The organism is Streptomyces odontomachicola (assembly GCF_039605595.1).
GTDB lineage: Bacteria > Actinomycetota > Actinomycetes > Streptomycetales > Streptomycetaceae > Streptomyces.
On record NZ_JBCFOK010000003.1, the window covers coordinates 190,327 to 208,375 of the forward strand.

At 69.1% G+C, this 18,049-nt stretch carries 9 protein-coding genes; 3 read left to right on the plus strand and 6 right to left on the minus strand.

Annotated elements, in window-relative coordinates; genetic code table 11:
* Positions 1-141: 141 nt before the first annotated feature.
* Complete coding sequence (locus tag ABEE00_RS06040; RefSeq protein ID WP_345744201.1) at positions 142-3,375, plus strand: tetratricopeptide repeat protein; 3,234 nt, start codon at positions 142-144, stop codon at positions 3,373-3,375.
* Positions 3,376-3,561: 186 nt separating this feature from the next.
* On the opposite strand, the gene ABEE00_RS06045 is transcribed toward ABEE00_RS06040, so the two are convergent.
* Genes ABEE00_RS06045 through ABEE00_RS06070 form a run of 6 tightly spaced genes read right to left on the minus strand, consistent with a single transcriptional unit; the run spans position 3,562 to position 12,425 of the window.
* Positions 3,562-5,193, minus strand: a complete 1,632-nt coding sequence (locus ABEE00_RS06045; protein ID WP_345744202.1) for a hypothetical protein — start codon at positions 5,191-5,193, stop codon at positions 3,562-3,564.
* A 6-nt stretch (positions 5,194-5,199) separates the two neighbouring features.
* Positions 5,200-6,120 (minus strand): protein phosphatase 2C domain-containing protein, encoded by a 921-nt coding sequence (locus tag ABEE00_RS06050; protein ID WP_345744203.1) that lies wholly within the window; start codon positions 6,118-6,120, stop codon positions 5,200-5,202.
* 19 nt (positions 6,121-6,139) lie between these two features.
* Positions 6,140-6,808: a vWA domain-containing protein gene (locus tag ABEE00_RS06055; RefSeq protein ID WP_345744204.1), complete on the minus strand. Its 669-nt coding sequence runs from the start codon at positions 6,806-6,808 to the stop codon at positions 6,140-6,142.
* Positions 6,805-7,710, minus strand: a complete 906-nt coding sequence (locus ABEE00_RS06060; protein ID WP_345744205.1) for a serine/threonine-protein kinase — start codon at positions 7,708-7,710, stop codon at positions 6,805-6,807. The genes ABEE00_RS06055 and ABEE00_RS06060 overlap by 4 nt, the downstream gene beginning before the upstream one ends.
* The gene (locus ABEE00_RS06065) at positions 7,697-10,510 is read right to left on the minus strand and encodes an Hsp70 family protein (RefSeq protein ID WP_345744206.1); all 2,814 of its coding nucleotides are present in this window, start codon (positions 10,508-10,510) and stop codon (positions 7,697-7,699) included. Before ABEE00_RS06065 ends, ABEE00_RS06060 begins: the two co-directional genes overlap by 14 nt.
* Positions 10,500-12,425, minus strand: a complete 1,926-nt coding sequence (locus tag ABEE00_RS06070) for a hypothetical protein (protein ID WP_345744207.1) — start codon at positions 12,423-12,425, stop codon at positions 10,500-10,502. Before ABEE00_RS06070 ends, ABEE00_RS06065 begins: the two co-directional genes overlap by 11 nt.
* A gap of 651 nt (positions 12,426-13,076) precedes the next feature.
* Here ABEE00_RS06070 and ABEE00_RS06075 point away from each other — a divergent pair.
* Both ABEE00_RS06075 and ABEE00_RS06080 read left to right on the plus strand, forming a co-directional pair.
* A complete protein-coding gene (locus ABEE00_RS06075; RefSeq protein WP_345744208.1) occupies positions 13,077-13,526 on the plus strand; it encodes a hypothetical protein in 450 nt (149 codons plus the stop codon).
* A 75-nt stretch (positions 13,527-13,601) separates the two neighbouring features.
* On the plus strand, positions 13,602-18,002 hold the full coding sequence (locus ABEE00_RS06080) for an NACHT domain-containing protein (protein WP_345744209.1): 4,401 nt from the start codon (positions 13,602-13,604) through the stop codon (positions 18,000-18,002).
* Positions 18,003-18,049 lie beyond the last annotated feature (47 nt).

Genomic DNA, 18,049 nt, shown 5'->3' on the forward strand with positions numbered 1-18,049 from the left:
TTCACAGTGCGAGTCCGCCGGGGGCGGGCCAGTTGGAAGGCAGTGGTGGATCCGGAGTCACTGGACCTTCCCGGGCTTCGGGCCCATATGAAGTGGTACTTCTCGGAGCACACGGCGTTTCCGCAGCTTGACAGTGACCGGGTGGCCAGCGTCCTCGCCGCCATCGAGCAGGTGGGGGTCGATCTTCACCGGCAGCTCATCCTTCCGCCGGTCGGCTCGTCGGGGTGGAGCGACTGCACCGAGGACGCCTGTGCCGGTGTGGACGAGGTAGTGGTCGTCGGACCACGGGAGTTCCAGGATCTGCCATGGGAACTGTTGCGGGCCTCCGTCTCCTCCCGGCCTTTCGCTCTATCCGTCCCGGTCACCCGCCAGTTGGCTGCCGGGGACACCGCCGGAGAACCCGGGGCTGTTGGGCCGCTCCAGGAGATTGTGCTGTGTGTTGCCCGCCCCTTCGGCTCTGCCGACATCGGGCACCGTAGCGTGGCCGGGCCGCTGGCCGCTTTGATCGCGGACCAGGCAGCGCACTGCCGACTGTCCGTGGTCCGTCCCGGGACGTTCCGGGCACTGGAGGACCATCTGAGTCGGGCGCGCGACCGGCTGAGCGAGGGAGCGCGCTTCGCCGTGCACTTCGACGTCCATGGAATCGTGGCCACCTCCAAGGAGATCGTCCAGGGTGTACGACGTGGGATCTACCGGGGCGCGCCCACACCGGACGGCGACGAAACGAACCGCACGGTGGCGTACCTGCTCTTCGAGTCGTCGGGTGAACGCGGAGCCCACCCCGTGCCCGACACAGCCGTGGTCGGTCTACTGGAGCGGTCGCCTTGCCCCGCCGTGATCGTGCTGAACGCGTGCGAGTCGGCGGCGGCAGGGGCCTCGCTGGCGTACGACCTCGCCTCCACGGTGACTCCGACGGTGGTGGCGATGACGTACAAGGTCACCGAATCCGCGGTCGACCTTGTCCTCCCTGCCCTCTACAGCAGGCTACTGCGAGGCGGCTGCGCGAGCCGCGGACTGCTCGCCGCCCGTCAGGCGCTGCACGGAGAGCGCCTACGGCGAACCGGCCGTGGCGGCACGGCAGAGCTGGACGACTGGATGATTCCGATTGTCCTGGAGCGGTGGGCGCCCCGCTCACGGCCTCGGCCCGCTGTCGAGCCGAAGCCCTCGTCCTCCGTGATGCCGCGGCTTCCGCCGCTGCTGGGGCGGGAGAGTGACATTGCCAGGATCGAGCGGCTGCTCGGGGAGACGCCCAGGGTCTTGCTGCGCGGCATGATCGGTGCGGGCAAGACCGCGCTCCTCGATCACCTCGAACAGTGGTGGACGGCGACCGGTTTCGCGAGCCGCCTGCACCGCGTCGACCTGGCCACGTGGGACACCGCGGTCGAGGGACTACGCCGGATGACGGCGCATCCCGCGTGGAACGCCCTGGACGACGGCGGTCCTTCTGCGGTCGTACTCTTCGACCACGTCGACGCCGCCCGGCACGGCGCTGCCTCCTGGCCGATGACGTCTCTGCGCGAGTTCCGGGACTTCGTCGCAGGTTTGGCCGAGCGGGGCTGTCGGTGTCTGGTGGCGGCGCGCGGCGACGCGGTCTGGCTCCTGGGCGAGCACGTCGTGAGGCACGAACTCGCCCCGCTCGGCACGGATGATCTCGCACAGCTCTTCAATCTTGACCAGGACGAACTGTCACCCCAGAGGACGGCAAGCCTGCTCGGGCTTCCCGCGGCCGCCCTCGCCCTGGCTTCTGGCCACGGTTCCACAGAGTCTGCGGCACCGTGGCGGAAGGCTGTGGCCCTGGCTTGGGAGCAGTTTGAGCCGGAAACCCGGCGCACCGTCGAAATTCTGGCCCCCTTCCAGGGCAGCGTCCCCTTCCCGTTGGTGGAGCCGTACGCTGCGCTGGTCGCAGCCGAAGGGGTGGACACCGCCCTGTTCGCGACTCCCGCCCTGCGGGAGCTGGAACAAACGGGCACCGGACGGCCGTGCACCCGTGACAGCGGCTTCGCCACCCTTCACCCGTTCCTCCTCGAAATCGCCCGCCAGCAGCTGGCTGAACCGGAGTGGCGAGCGCTCTGCCGGGCCCACGCCCGGCTGTTCGGCGAGACATCGTTGTGGCCGGTGATGACCGGGAAGGAATTGGGCAACCGGCGAACCGCCCGCAACATTGCGGTCCGCGAAGAGGCCAATGTCACGGCGGCGTTGTTAACCGCCCTCAGGGAACGTGAACAATGGTGGAAGGGATGTCTGGCAGTTGTCACCGACGTCCGCAGGCGCACCGGCAGAACGGCCGAGCTGCCGGAGCTGGCCGACCACATCATCGACGCAGCGTCCGACGGCGAACTGCCTCCCGATCGGGAGGCACTGGCGTGCGGGATGGATCTCAAGGCGCACTGCCTGTTGGACGCCTGGCGCCTCGACGAGGCGGCGCGGCAGTACGAGGCCGCTCTGCGTGAGGCCCGGTTCCTGGGAGACAACGATCTGGCAGCGGGAGCCGAGCAGCAACTCGGCCTGATCGCGCAGCGGCAGAGCCGGTTCGATGACGCCAGTCGGCACTACCGATCGGCGCTCAATCTGCGGAGCGAAGCTGGCTGGCGCGCGCAGTCACACCACCAACTTGGCCGCCTGGCACAGGATCAGGACAAGCTCAACGAGGCGCGACGGTGGTTCGAGCGGGCGGTCGACGGCTTCGATCGGGCGGGGGACGACGAGGCGGCCTCGTCGAGCCGGTACCAACTGGGAATGGTCGTCCGGCGGCTCGGCGATTCGCGACGGGCCGAGGAACTGTTCACCGAGGCCCTGCAGACCCGCAACGGACTGCGGGACCCGGAGCAAAGGGGGAACTGCCACAACGAGCTGGCACGCTTGGCGCACGAGCACGGCGATGACGACCGTGCGGAGCGCCAGGTCCGTCAGGCCTTGCTCCGCTTCGAGGAGGCGGGCCAGGAGACCGGGCAGGCGAAGGCGCTGATGCGGCTCAGCGAGATCGTTGCGAGCCGACGGCCCGACGAAGCCGCCCATCTACTCGCCCTGTGCGTCACTCACGCCGACCGGACCCTCGAACCGCGATTGCGCAAGGCAGCGCACGAAAGACTCGCGAGGGCGCTCAGCGGGCAGCGGCGATACGCCGAGGCGGCCGACCACACACTGGCCGCGCTCATCGGCGCGGGCATGCTGCCGGGCGAACTCCCGACCGTGGATTTGTCGTGGATCAACGATCAACGCGCCGGTCTGGGGGACGAGGAGTTCCACGCCGTGGCACGGCGCAGACTGGGGGAGAAGCGGGCGGCCCAGCTTGTGGCTGAACTCGACCGGCTCGTCCAGGGCCGGCGAAAGGGCTACCAGCGGATGTTGGACGGCAACGACAGCCGGGACAGCTGACGTTGCAACCCGGGCGCGCCGGGCGAGAACGGGTGCCGATCTGCGGCATGAGTTCGTCTCCATGAGCGGGTAGCCCTCCTCCGCTCCACCGGTTCTGGCGATGTGCTCGGTGAAGTGGCGGAGTTCCTGGGCATCACGCGCTAGGAGGTGTTGTGAAGGGGCGTTGTCCCGCCCGCTGGTGCAGGGTCATGTGCGAAGCGCGGCCGTCAGCGTTGTTACGAACTCCGCGACAGTGACGTCTTCGGGGCCGGCCAGAGCGCGTGTGGTCAGCGAGCGGAGCGGCGGCGTGAACCAGGGCTCCGCATGAGTGGGGGGCTCCTCCCGGTCCCAGTCCGGCGTGGGTCCGGCAAGGCGGGCCACCAGTAAGGCGACCCGGTGAATGTCGCGTACCACGGGAGCCATCCGTCGGTCGTCGCCCCAGCCCGGCTGGTGCATCAGAGGCGGGCGCGGATCGTCCACCGAGGTGACGCTGTCGATGTCGATGAGTCGGCCACGTCCCCGCCCGGCCGCGACACCGTAGACGAAGTTCTTCCAGTTGGTGTCACCGTGGGCGAGACCGATGCGATGGAGCAGGCCATGGGCGAGGACGACATCCCGCAGGAGTTCGGCACGCTGGCGGGAGGTGGGCACCTGAGCACCGGTGTACTCCGGTTCCTCGTCGAGCAAGTAGTCACCGGTCTGGGCACTACCACTGCGGGCCAGGACGAATGGCGTCGCGAGTGGCGCGTACAGGACGCCCACCGCCTCCTCTCCCTCGCTTACAACGGCGCGGGGCCACAGCAGCACCCGGTCGGCGGTGGCGCGTTCGGCTGTCGCCAAGGAGCTGACCCTGGAGAGGAGTTCGCGGTAGGGGGCGAGGGCCCGTACGGGGTTGCGCGGCCGTTCACCCTGTGTGCCGGTCTCGACCGCGCCGTTCGGGCCGAAGAGTTTGACGAGGCCCGGTTCGGACATCGGCGGCCGTGCGGGGCGGATGTGTGCCGGCAGCACGCCGGCCCTCCGCTCCGCGAACTCGATGTCGGTCAGGGGGAAGACGTCGATCATCGGGTAGCCGCGGGTTCTGTCGGGCGAGCTGCGGGTTCTGCCGGGTGAATCGCGGGTCCTGCCCGGTGAGGAGGGTCTGCGAGGGGGCGCGCTCTGCGGGGGCACCGGCCGTGCGGCAGTGCGCGGCGGCGGGTCGATCTCGTCCACCAGGGCTGTGGCCTGTGTATTCGACGACAGCTGTGGCGCATGCCGCGACAGCGTCGCGATGATCCGCCGGACCATCGGGGCCGCGGCGACGATGGCCACACTCAGTTGTGTGCCGACCGCTGCCTCACCCCGCGCCAGCTGCGCCACCAGCAGTGCGCCGGCGGTCAACCGCACGACGTACGCCAACGACCGGTCGAAGGGCGCGGGTTCGCCCGCGATCCATCGGGCCAGCCACAGCAGCAGGAGGAAGACGACCGCAGCCACGATCGGCAGTACCGCGATCCTGCCGGCGAGGATGTGCGGCGCCGACCACCGCGCGTTCACCTGCCCCTGCCAGCACACCGCCTGGGCGCACGCCCAGCCCACGGCGAGGGCGGCCCCCCATGCGGCCTGCCGGAGCAGCGCCGTGCGCCGTCGGCCGCGCAGGCGCTGCAGGCCCGCGTTCAACGCCGTGCGGCGCGCGGGGGTGCTGTTCCCGAGTGCGCGCAGGCGCCGGTGCAGTTCTGCGACCGCCGCCCGGTACCGCTCCGCCTCGGAGGTCGCATTGTGCAGCCGCCGGTACGGCAGCTCGGCGAGGCCCTGTACGACAGCAAGGGCGATCAGCAGCCACCACCACGGTACAGTGTCCAACCGCGCTCACCCCGGCCCCTCATGCGCGCTCTGCTCGGGCTCGGATTCCCAGTGTCCGAGCCAAGCGACCGCCGCCGCCCGGTCGTCGTCACGGTCGTTGCGCCGTACGGCTAGCGAGGCGAGGAACTCCAGCGGTGTCGGTGGTGCCGCCCACAACCGTCCGACGAAAGCCCGTACATGCTCGTCTCGACCATCCCTGGCCAGGCCGTCCGTCGTCAGGGCAAGGACTTCGCCGTCCCCGAGGTGCAGGGTCTGAGTCTCCAGCGCTGCGAAATTGCCGGGCAGAGCCGCCGTGGGCGCCGACTCCTCGGCCCGGCCGGGGAAAACGGGCGCGAGGGAGCCGGAGTGCAACCGCCACGCGGTGGAGTCGCCGACACGGGCCACGACAGCGGGAACCCTCCCACCGGGGGGCACGCGCGTCACCAGTGCCGCGACAACGAGCGTGGTGCGGTAGTCGCCGTGGCCGCCTGCCACTTTCGGGCCGCCCTGTCCTCCCTTGCTCGCCAGGCGCCGTCGTGCGAGCTCGTCGAGCGTGACCGCCACGTCGGCGATCGCCTCGCGCACCCGGTCCGCGAGGTGGCTTCCGCGCGGATCCAGCAGCCCGCCGCACTTCGCCCGGAACGCCGTGACCGCTACGCGGGCCGCGGCGCGCGCGGCACGTCCGGCGTCCTCGGAACGGCCCACGCCGTCGGCAACCGCCATGAAACAGAGGTCTGTTGCCCTGTGCGACCACAGCGCGAAGGTGTCGTTGCAGTTGTCGTAGGGGCGGCAGGTCTCCGCGGCGACGGAGCCCGCGCGCACGGTGACCGCGCCCACCTGCCCTCCGTCGTACGCGAGCAGCGGAAGGGCGGCTTCGGCGTCACCCGTGAACAGCGGGGGCTCGTACCAAGGACGGTCCATGGCGTCCACGGCCGGGAAGTCCGACATCGGCGATCCTCAACAGTCCTCAGTAGTCCTCTTCGTAGGAGTGCACGGTCCCCGGCGGCGGCACCACCTGCTCCGAGTCCAATGCCACGCTGCGCGCCACCGAGCCGAAGACGAGTTCGGCGAAGCGCTCGATGGCCTGCGCGGGAGAGTCGCTGCGGCCCGCGAGGTAGGCGGCGCTGGGATCGGTGGCGATCGACGCGAGGGTGCGGGGGTCGATGTCGCCGTAGCCGTAGGGGACGAGCAGGACCCGGCGGCTGGCCCCCGCGCTCGCGAGCAGCTCCTGGTGCTCGGCGTGCCAGCCCGCGTCGTGGTCGCGCCGCGCGGAGGGACGGCCGTCGGTGAGAAGGAAGACCAGTGGCGGGCGCGTAGGACCGAGCCCAGCCAGGTCGTGGGCGAGTGTCCGTGCGGCGGTCTCGAAGACCACAGCGAACGACGTCGCTCCCGAGGCGACCAGCTTCGGCACCGTCGTCGTCGACGACAGCCGGGTCAGCGGCAGATCGACGCGTGCGTCATCGGCGAAGGAGATGATCGACAGCCGTACGGCCCGCCGGATCGTGGGGTCCTTCGCCAGCTGGGAGACGAGCTGGCGCAGCACGGTGTTGACCACGTCGATCGCGAGACCGGAGCCGACCGGGGCGACCATGGACGCCGAACGGTCGGCGAGGACGTAAAGGGGCAGTATCTTCATCCGCCGCTCCGGGGGGCGAGCAGTACCAGTGCCTTCTCCACCCGTCCCGCGTACCGGCGCGGCAAGCGGACGATCTGCAGGACGTTGCCGGTCCGCGTGGGATGCTCGTCCAAGGTCGCACTGCCCTCCATGTCGACGAGCGTGCTGAAGTCCGCCGAGCCGCGGCGGTCCAGTTCGCCCTCGCCCTCCTGTGCCTCGCCCAGGTCGGCCAGCGCCCGCAGCGCCTGATCCTGGATCACGGCCATGAGCTGCGACCAGACGCTCCCCTCCGCCGCATCGGGCACGAACGCCGAAGCAGCCAGCCCGTGGGCCGCGATCACCCACCCGCCGGGATCTGCGGTCGCCTGCTCCGCCCGGCCGAGTGCGTCGCGTTCGGCGAGCAGGCGCAGCCGTGCGCTCCAGCCCGGTACGCAGACCGCCTGCGCGTGCTCGACGAGTGCCACCCTGCGCATGGCGCCGAGGAGTTCGGCCACCGTGGGGAGCAGGTCCTCGAGTGCCCGATGCGGCGGCAGGCCGGCGGGCAGGGGAATGAGCCGCAGCCCGGCCAGCAGCCGTTGCCCGCGGGCGAGCAAGGTGGCGATCTCCACCTGTGACGGCCCCCAGAGCTCGGGTTCCTCGCCACGTTGCACCGTGTCGGCGCGTACCCACTCCGCGAGCAGCCGGCAGGCGACTTGGCAGCGGCCGGCTTCGGCCAGGCCGATGAGCCCGAGCAGCGGTGCCGCCGCACCATCGTGACGGGGCGTCAGGTCCACTGGGGTGACCGGGGTGCTCAGGACGGTGCTCAGATCCGCGCACAACGCCTCGGCGAGGCCGCCACCACCGGAGTCGGATGTGGGCGACGCCTGCGGTGCCGCACCCACCGGGGCGGCCTCGCCGACGGGTACGGTGTCAGAGCTTTCCACTGAACGGGTCCTTGGTCTCGTCGTAGGTCTGGCCGGACGTCAGATCCGCCTGATAAACGGATCCGGGTTCGGCATCGATGAGGTCGAGCGGCCCTCCCTTCACCTGTCGGCGCTCGGGGCGTTTCCGGTGGGTGCGAAGCGCGCCTTCGGCGTCGATGGACACCCACACATCGCCCTCGGGCACGTTGGTCAGCGTCCCGAAGTCACGGCGTGCTCCGTCCTCGGCGCTCTCGTTGCCGGGTGCCGCATCCGGTCCGGCCGGCGCTTCGGGCTTCCCCCAGTACAGGGGGATCCGCCGCGAGGCCACATGCAGCAACAGCCCACCCTGCGGCACCGGATCGCCCGCGAACGCCAGGGGTGTCCGCTCAACAAGACCCACTCCGACTTGGTACACGTCCTGGTAGAGGGAGTACCGCAGTGTCGGTGTCGCCTCTGCCGCGAGCGGGCCCGGCGGCAGGACGAGACCCTCCGGTACGTGCCCGGTTTCCACCGGCTCACCGGTGAGAACCCATCCGGGCTCCCCCTTGCACAGCAGAAGCCTGACCCGTTCCTCCTGGTTGATCTCGAAGCGGGCATGCACCCCTGCCGCGCCGAGCCGGTCCGCCTCCTCATCGAGCATCAGATGGGTGGCCCATAGCGAGTCGGGAGAATCCAGGCCCTCGCTGGGCACGTCGTAACGGTGCACCTCGAGCACGGCGCGCACGGGGTAGGTGCGCATTCCTTCCGCGAACGCCCTGCCGCCCGGTTCCAGCTCCAGGCGCTGCCCACGCCGGAACAGAGGTACCGCATAGGCTTCCTGAACGCCCATCCGCAGATGAAAGTCGGCCGCCAGGTTCACATGCAGCCGGCTGACGTCCACGTCCAGGTAGGAGATGCCGCTCCGCAGCTCGGGGAGGATTTCCGCGTCCTCGGCGTCCGGGCTCAAGCTGGAGACGGCGTCGAGGTAGACACCGCCCACCGCGGTGCCCGTCTTGACGAACAGCGGATCGAACTCGACCTCGAAGGTGGGGGCGAGGCCGTCGCGCTCGAAGCGCCGGCGCAGTTCCTCCTCGATTCCCCGGCGCAGCACCCCGGAATGCATCGAGCCCCCGGACAACAGCACCCGGTCCACGCTCTCGTTCTCACCGTCAGCTACATCGAGTCCGCCGCGCGCGATGCCGCCCGCCAGCCAGGCGATCTCGGCGACCATGGTGCGGACACGCTCGGCGAGTTCATCGCCGTCAACCGTCGCCGTTTCCGACGGCTGCGTGGCCCCTCCGCCGCCCAGCGAATCCGGCCACCGCACCGACACGTCCCCCGGCCCCTGCCCGTCACCGGGCAGGGCTGAGGGGGCGACGCGGACTGGCGTGGGGGTCTCTGCGTGCAGCCCCCGCGTTTTCACTGCCTCCGCCGCTTCCCACAGGGCGTCGAACAGCTCCTTGCGGGGCGTGGCCTTCTCCACGCGGTCGAATCGGGTGTCGCCGCGCCGGAAGCCGAACTTGTCCCGCAGCAGCGTGAAGAGTTCGGCGGTAAGCCGGTCCCCGCCCAGATGGAGCCGCCCGCCCGAGGCGAGGACCTGGGGCTGGAGCTTGTAGAACCTGCCGGGACTCTCCCCAGCGGCGGCCGGGGTGGCGTCGACGACGGCCACCTTGATGAGAGCGCAGTCCGTGGTGCCCCCGCCCACGTCGATGACCAGGAGATTTTCATGCCAGGCGCGTGCCTTCTTCCAGACCGCCGGCTGCTCCCAGGCGCGGCCGCCCTCAGGGCAACGGGCGTGCAGGGTGAACGCCTCGACGCCGAGCAGGGTGTCAGCGCCCAGCCGTTTCATCATCGAGAATCCGGCGGCGGCCACCGCCTCGTCGGTGTTCATCTCCACTTTCGTGGCAAGCGGGCGCAACACCTTGAGTAACTCGTCCCGCTTGTCCGGCGGAAGCTTGGTGGGAAAGGCCACGCTCAACGAGCCTATGTTCCGCGGCAGGTGCAGCTCCTCGACCACCAGCTCGGCAAACCGCGCGTAGACCCGCCAGAAGAGCTCGCGTCCCTGGAGCCCCGTGCCCGGCACCTCACTGTCGAGATCTGCCAGGTAGCGTTTGACGCCTCGCAGCCGTTTGCCCGGGACGTCGCCGGCGAAGTCGACGCTTTCCCCGGTGACGACGAGATCGCTGGTGCGCGTACGGGTGTGGCTGAGGTGGTGCACCCTCAGCGGCGCGCAGGCGAAGATCTCGCGCCAGGCCGCGGCCCGGGCCTGCGGGATACCGATCGTGCGGTGCTCGATCTCCCGCACGGGGTCCGTGGACGGGCCGGTGTCGAAGAGCGGCGCCGGCAGCAGGCCGCGAGCCCGCTCCACGCCCTCGGCGGGCAGCGCCGCGTAGCTGCCGCCGACCTGGCGGTGGTCGAACACCCCGCACACTGCGCGGCTGGTGCCGAAGTCGAAGAATGCGCTGATGACATCGGGGCCCGCGGTGGGCGCGGGAACGCCCTCGGGTGTGGCCTGGGCCATGGGTCGGTCTCCGATCTGGTCCGCGTCGAACCGGAAGCTGCTACGCGCCCGGGGGGCGGGAACGCGGGATTCGGGTTGATGGCGGCGGTAGTGGACCACCACGGTCGGCTGTGCGGGACGGCGCCGCCACGGTGTGAGGGCGAGAGCCGCGTCGCCCGCGGCGCCATTGACAGGCGGGGTGAAGGACGTCGTGCTGATGACGGCCGAGCCGTCGAGCACATCGACGCGCTCTATGCGCCCCGGGACCGTGCCCCGGCGCAGCACCAGTCCGACGCCGTCCGCCTGGCCGTACAGCTCCAGCGACGGCCGGTCAACGGACACTGCCCGCCCTCGCCATCGACAGGCCGTGGAGTTCGGCGCGGACCTGGTGAAGCACCGCAATCGGCCCTGCGGGTTTCTCCAGGTCCAACCGCTGCTGGACCAGGAGTTCACCGAGTGCCTTCTGCGTCAGGACGACGTCGGACTCGAACTTGTCGATCAGACGCCGTTCCATGAGCCGGGCCAACTCCTCGCGGACTCGGGCGACCTGCCGGAAATGCAGCCTCGTGGCAGTGCGCGGCAGGCCGTCGGCTGCCGGACGGCCCGCAAGTTGATGAAGCAGCCGTTCGGCCATCGCGTCGATCTGCGCGGCCGCTTCGCTGTCCGCCTCGGCATGGTCCGCGTCCGTCTGCTGCTGAGCGGAGCCCGCGAGGAACTCCTCCGTTGTGTGTGCGGCCCACCACTGGGCCAGAACGTGAGACAGCTCGGCCCTCGTCCCGGTGAATGCCTGCGTGGCGAGTTGAGCGACGTCGAGCCGCCGCAGGGGCTCCAGGACGTCGGACGGCGTCGAGCCGCCGGTGCCGTTCCGCTCCAGAGCGAGCCGCACCTCCGACCACGCGTCCGCCGCGTAGACCGCCGCGTCCGCCTGGTCCCGGGCGATACGCCGCAGCTCGGCGATGGGACGTGCGTCGTCACGCGCCGCCTGCTCACGCAGCTCGATCTGCGCGGTGGCGGGGACATGCGCGCCCACCTCTCCGAGCAGCCGCTGCCCGTCCTCGATCAGCTGCTCCAGCTCCAACGAGTCGACCCGCGCGGCGTCCTTCTTGGCCAACTCCTCGACCAGGCCGCGCAGGCGTTTGACTCCTCCGTCCTCCAACGCGCCCTCGACGGCGCTGCGCAGTCGGTCGCCGGTCGCCGCGTACGTGTCCCACGCGGCCTCACGCCATGCCTCCCGCGCCGGCTGTGTACTGGCCCACAGGTCCGGGTTCTTCGGGTCGAAGGCGTGCCACGCGGACTCGTCGGCCGCCGCCCACGGTCCGCTGACGGCAGCGACGCGCACATCCCGCCCCGGCCGCCCGTGCGCGTGAAGGTCCCGCAACAGGGCGGCAACCGAGGTCTCCAGGGCACTCAGCGAGTTGCCGTCGCGCGGATTGTCGACCGCGTCGAGGCGGGTCGCCACGAATACGCAGTGCGGCTCGGGCGCGGTGCGCGGCGTGCCGAACTCCGTACCGCCGCTGCAGGCCACGGTGAGCAGAGCGATGTGCGCGCGGCTCTGCATCTCGGCGACGACAGCGTCCTCCAGGGCCCCGCCCGGGCGCCAGCCGGGCGTGTCGACAACGACAACGGACCGGCCCCCGGCCCAGTCGAGAGGCCACACGTCAGGCGATACGCGCACCGTCGCCCGTATCCGCGCGATGAGCGGACAGCTCGGGCTCGCGCTGAAGGTGATCGACCGCGTACGGGCGAACAGGTCTTCGAGGGGCATCCGCTTGCCGTAATCGAGCAGGTTCGCACTCTCGACCATCTCCCGCACCAACGGGGCGTTCTGGTGCGGCATTTCGCTCAGCTCCGTCAGCGTCCGCGACGTGTCGTCCTCGACGTCAAGCAGGCGGCGGGCCCGGCGCAGCGCGCCTTCTTCCGTGAGCGTCGTCGCCTCGACCGTGGGCGGCCCGCCGGTCCCGTCGCCTTGGACGAGCCGCAGCTCCGTTGCCGCCGTCGCGCGGACAGCCCCCGGAGCCACCGCGAGTACGTCATCGGTACGACCCAGTAACAGCCGCAGCGCCGTGGACTTCAGCGAGGAGTTGGCCCCCAGCGCAACGATGCGCACCTCGCCGGCGCTGACGTACCGCATACGGTCCAGGACTTGCTGCAACTGCGTGATACGGTCAACGAAAACGGCCGACGTACCGGCTCCGCGAAGCCCCTCCAGGCTTGCCGCGAGCCTCTCCAGCTTTCCAGCCAGGAATTGGTCCCCCATGGGTTTCTCCCCGCCGTTGTTGCACCAGCGGGGGCCAGTGTGAGGCCGTCACAGCGGGCCGTTCCATAGGCCGAATGGGCTCGAACACAGCTCGAACATCCCACGGTATCCTTCTGTGGGCACTCGGCCCACGGGCATCAGATGTCCGTCACGGCGCCGACACTCGTAACAGGTCGTCGGCTCTCTCTCCGAGCCGCCTGCAGCTTCTTCTCGAATTCTTCTCGGATTCAGCAAGAACCAGTCGACGACTACCTCGTCCCTCTAGGGAAAGCAGAGCAGGGAGTCGTGGCGCCAACCACTCACGTGACCCTGGGAATACGCATGCGTCTGAGGCCGGTGAGGTAGACAAAGCCGAGGCTGGCGCGAGTCGCGAATGGACCTCATGGGTCGGTTCTGCAGCGTGACGGTGGCATCGATGGGAGAGGGGCTGATTATGCTCATCGCGCGTTTCCGCTGAATCTGAAGTGCGGCCACGGGAAAGGCTGATCAGTCGACAGTGGATACAGCTCAACCCAGAAGATATGATCCTTTGGGAGTTTGCTCGAAATCGGGAAGATTGCATTGACCTCTGTTCGCGGTCGCGTTACTTTTCCCGCGGAAGCTTTTACGTGGGGAGGCAGTGCCTCTACGCGGCGGAAGGGGGGAATCCACATGGATCCGTTCACGCTGGCTGCCGGCGCCGTCACCCTCCTGGCCCCCTTCCTGGCCAGAGCGGCGGAGGACTTTGCCGGAGCTGCAGGCAATAGCGTGTGGCTCAAGACGCAGGAACTCTTCTCCCGGCTGCGGACGCGCTTCACTGGAACCGAACACGAGGAGACAGTCCGGGATTTCGCCGAAGGGCCGGAGCTCCACACCGAGGAGATGACGGCGCTGCTGGCATCCGAGTGCGAGCGGGACGACGCCCTGCGTGCGGAAATCGAGCGCGTGCTGAGCGAGGTGAAACGAGCAGGCCCGCACATCGCGATCGTCCAGAAGGTGAACCAGATGGAATCGCAAGTCGGCCTGAGAGCAAAGAAGATGACCAAGGGCGATGTGAATGTGACCCAGGAAGCCGACCGGGCCGTCTCCGGTGCCGCCGTGGAAATCGACGAGATCGGCTAGGCCCGTTCCGAGTGGGAACCGGCGTATCTCATGCGGAGGAGTGATCTCTTCTTCGAGTCCGTTGTCGACTCGCATGTGGAATCCTTGCACTTCCTGCGCCGTGACTGGCTGGCCGAGGACATCCAGCGACAGTTGGACCGTGATGACGTCCGTATCGTGCTGCTCACCGCGGTACCCGGAGCAGGCAAGAGTGCCTGTCTCGCCCAACTCGCCCATGACCACCAGACATGGCCACGGTATTTCATCCGGCGTGACCAGCGCGCCCCGCTGGCCGATCCGACCGCACGCGGACTTCTGCTACGGGTGGGGTTTCAGCTGGCTTCCGTTTTTCCGGAGCTTTTCACGACGGAACAGATTCGCATCGAGGTGACGCAGCGGTTCGGAGAAGTTGCGGACGGGGGCCACGCGGTCGGCGCGGAGGTGAAACGACTGCTCACCTCGCCGTTCCACCAAACGGTCATGCACATCACCCAGGACGTCGAACGCGCCAGGGGTAAGGCCACCGGGCTGCAGATCGGCGAATGGGTCAGCGACCCGCTGCTCGTCGAGTCGGCCGATCTCCAGCGCATGGCCCTCTTCGATCCGGCCCATGCGTTGCAACGGATGAAGCCTGGCGTCCAACTCGTCGTACTCATCGACGCACTCGACGAGTCGGCGGCAATCGGCGGAGAGCAGAGCCTTCTGGAGTGGCTGGCACACCTGCCGGAGTTGCCGCCCAACCTGCGTCTCGTCGTCGCTTCGCGGCCCAGCCTCGACGTGACAGCCCTGCTGGAGAGGCAGTCCCATGTGCTCGCGCACGTGGGCATAGCAGCGCACGATGACCGGGTCGCTGGGGACTTACGTCGGTACACACGGCACCTGTCCACTCTGCCGCCGGCCGCACGGACTCTGGCTGAAGCCGGCCGCGACCCGGGGGACTTTGTGCGGGAAGCGATGCTCAAGGCGAACGGCAACATCGGCTACCTGGACGCACTCGCACGGGCAGTCGACGAAGCCGGGATCTCCATCGAGGCCGCGGCTGCGCTGGGCGACCTGCTCGCCTTGCGTGAACTCCCACAGCACATCACCGGCCTGTACAGGTTCTTCCTGCGGCAGATACGCAGCACCGCAGGCGCCCGCGATGTGCGCATCGTCGACCCCCTGACGGGACGGACCGGGCTCCTCGACGCCTGGGCCGCCGTCTACCGCCCGCTTCTCGAAGTGCTCAGCATCGCGTCCGAACCGGTCGGCCTCGACGAATTGCGGGCCCTCGGTGGCATCATCGCCGACCCGTCGGACTTGGCCACAGCTCTGCGGCGACTGGGTCAGTTCCTCGCCGAGGAGAAGGGGCGTCATCGCTTCTACCACGCCACCCTGGCCGAGTTTGTGACGGCGCCGGAGCTCCGCACGGAACCGGAGCTCCATGTCGACGTGGTCGGCACCCACTCCCAGGTGGCGCGGCGTCTTCGGCACCTCTTCGCCGAATCGTGGACCCATCCGCATGAGCAAGTGGCCCCGTCGGTGTACCGGTACGCCCTGACGCACTGTGCGAGCCATCTGTACGAGGGGCATCTGTGGAAGGAGCTGTTCGAGCTTCTCGACGCGGGAGACTACGGAGCGGCCAAGCCCCGTGCCGGCCTCACACCAGCCGCCTACCTGGCCGATCTGGCGCTCGGTATCGCTGCCGCGAGGCACGAAGCCACGGTGGACTCGTCGGCGGCCGCATTGCCGCGGCTATTCCGTTACCCGCTGCTGTCCCACATGTTGTCGAGCATCGAAACCACACGGGCCCCCACGGTCCATGCCGCGTGGCTGCTGCTGGGGGACGACAGACGCCTTCCGAAGCTCAACGAAACGATTCCGGATCCACGCCTGCGGGCGAAGACGCTCGCCGATGCTGCCATGGCGCTGCTGGGCGAGGCCGGCACGGAACCTGGTGATGACTGGACAGACGCGGGCGCCACGGCCGCCCGGGCCGCGGTTTCCGCGCTCATCGACATCGCTGACGAGGACACGGCACTGGGCGTGCTCGACGACCTCCTTGCCGTATGGCAGCGGCTCTCGGACCTCGGAGTCGAGACCGACGAAGGGCTGGTGACCAAGTCCCTGGGCCTTGCTGACACAGCGGTTCCCTCGACGGAGCACGTGCGCGTGCTGGCCGCTGCCGCGGTCTTCCTGTGGGGCGTCGACGAGCAGGCGGCACGGCAACTGCTGGACCGGACCGGACAGCACGCGTCATGTGTCGCGCGTTCCGTACCCGTTGAGCAACTCGACACCATCTGGGGGCCGTTAGCTGTGGCTTACTCCGTCGTGGGGCAGTTGGCCGATGCGGAGGCGACGAGCCGACGACTCCACAACCCTGCTCTCCGCACAGCAGTGACGGCCCACTTGGCGGAAGCAGAGGTGCGACGGGGGAATCTTGACGGGGCACGAAGCCGTCTGGAAGCCGCAGAGGCAGCACTGTCCTCCGTTCAACTCGACTTCGGTACAAGAGCGTCGGCCCGCGTGAACGTGGCAAGCGGTTGGCTGACCCTCGGTGACACTGCCCGGGCCACGGCGCTGACCCGAGCGGCTGTTGGAGACGTGGACGGCGAAGAGCTGCCCTCCGACAGGACCACTCACGATCTGGTTCTCCTGCTGGACCACCTCGGCATGCCCGACGAGGCTCAGCGGCTCGCCGTCCAGCTCCACGACGCGGCCATGGCGAACGAGCGCAGCCCCCGTGTTGTTGCCACCTCCCCTGCCTACCCCTTGTGGGCGGCACTGGCTCTGGCGAATGCCGACCGGCCGGAACTGGCTCTCGCGGTCATGCGCGAAATGGACCCGGTGCAGCGGGCTGCCCCGGGCAAGGCCGTGGCTGCCGCGTTCGTCCGACAGGGCCGCTTCAACGAGGCCCTGGCCGTCGTTGAGGTGATGCGGGACGCAGAGACAAGCGCTGTCCAGTTCTCCGTCCTGCCACCGTGGCACTCCGCCGAATCGATCGGGGGAGCCGACGATGCTCTCCTTGTCGTCGTCACAGGGCTGCTCGGCTCCGGTGCCGTGGAACGCGCATACGAGGTGGCTCCGAGCGCCGACACTGCCGATGCACGGTCCCACATCACCGGGGCGATCGCTCTGCACGAGATCGCTGCCGGCAGCCAGGAGGCTGCCAAAGCTCTCCTGGCCGAGGACGAACAAAACCTGCGCCTCACGAGCACTACGCCGATCAGGCACCATTTCACCGGCGACGTTCTCGAACTGCTGGTCCGACACGGGGACGTGGGCACGGCGCGGCAGAGGGCCGAGGACGCGGACCTTCACGGAGGGTACGAGACAACGAACCTGCTCGCTCGTATCCTCGTCGACTCGAGCCAGTCCGCTGCGGCCTCTCCGGTCATCGCTGGGATTGCGGACCCTCTACAGCATGCCGACGCCTTGGTGTACTGGGGCGCGAACGCAGATGACAATGCGGATGACGCCGTACATGCGCTGGTAGAAGCGCAGAACCTGGTGAGAGGGCTTTCGGCCGCCGATCGGCGAGGTGTCCTCTACCGTGCCGGCATCGCCCTCGCGGACCTCGACAAGATCCCGGCAGCTCAATCGGCACTGCGCGCAGCGGAGACGGCGTGGCGGAAGGACCCCGCAGAGAACATAGTCCCGTCCTACGGGAGTCGGCTGGCAGGAGCCTTGGCACGTGTGGGTCTCGTGGTCGAGGCCGACGCACTCGCCGACCGGCTCCCCGACTCGTGGCTGCTCGTGGATCGAGCGCACTTCTGGGTCGCCATCGCGAAGGCACTCGATGATCAGGGGGACCGGGCGGGAGCTGTGGACAGACTCCACCGCGCCGTGTGCGCGGTCCGTCCAGGGGAGTTCACCGAGTCCTGGGATTATTCCTCCCGAACAGAGATGTTCGGGATGGTGTCAGGCCTGTTGGGCATTCTGGGCGCGGAGTCGGCATCTCCGCCTGAGGGCGACCTGTCGGCCGGTTCTCGCGAGGAAGTGCGGGCTGGAAAAGCCAGGGCGCTGACGGAAGCGGGACGTCCGGCCGTGGCTCTTGCTCTGTACGGGGAGAGCGACCGGCCCGAAGACCGAGTGCTCGTGGCAATCGCTTCGGCTTTCACGGCACTTGGACAGTACGAGGATTCTTTGGCGCAGTTGGAGCGGATCGACTCTAAGTTCGATCAGCTGCTGGGGTATGCCGCGCTTGCCAAGAAGATTGGTGCGGGCGACGACCGTGCACGCGACGCGGCGATCCGAGCGGCAAAGCTGTTCGGTGAGATGCGCGAGAGCCCGAGGAGCACCAGATACTGTGCCGGGACCGTCGCAGAGGCGCTGATGTGTGTCGGAGCCCGTGACGAGTTGCGAGAGCTCATCGCCCGTCAGTGGTGCGGCTCGGCCGATGCCGTGGAGCTGACGAGCCTGCTGCGGTTGGCCGGACCGCTTCTGTCTGCCTCCACCGCACGTGAGGTCGCGTCGTCGGTCGACTGGCTGGAGGACTTTCTGTCCCGCATGGCATAACGAGCGCACGTCTGGCGGGCGGCGTCGGCTCCGCGCACGTCCGGGGG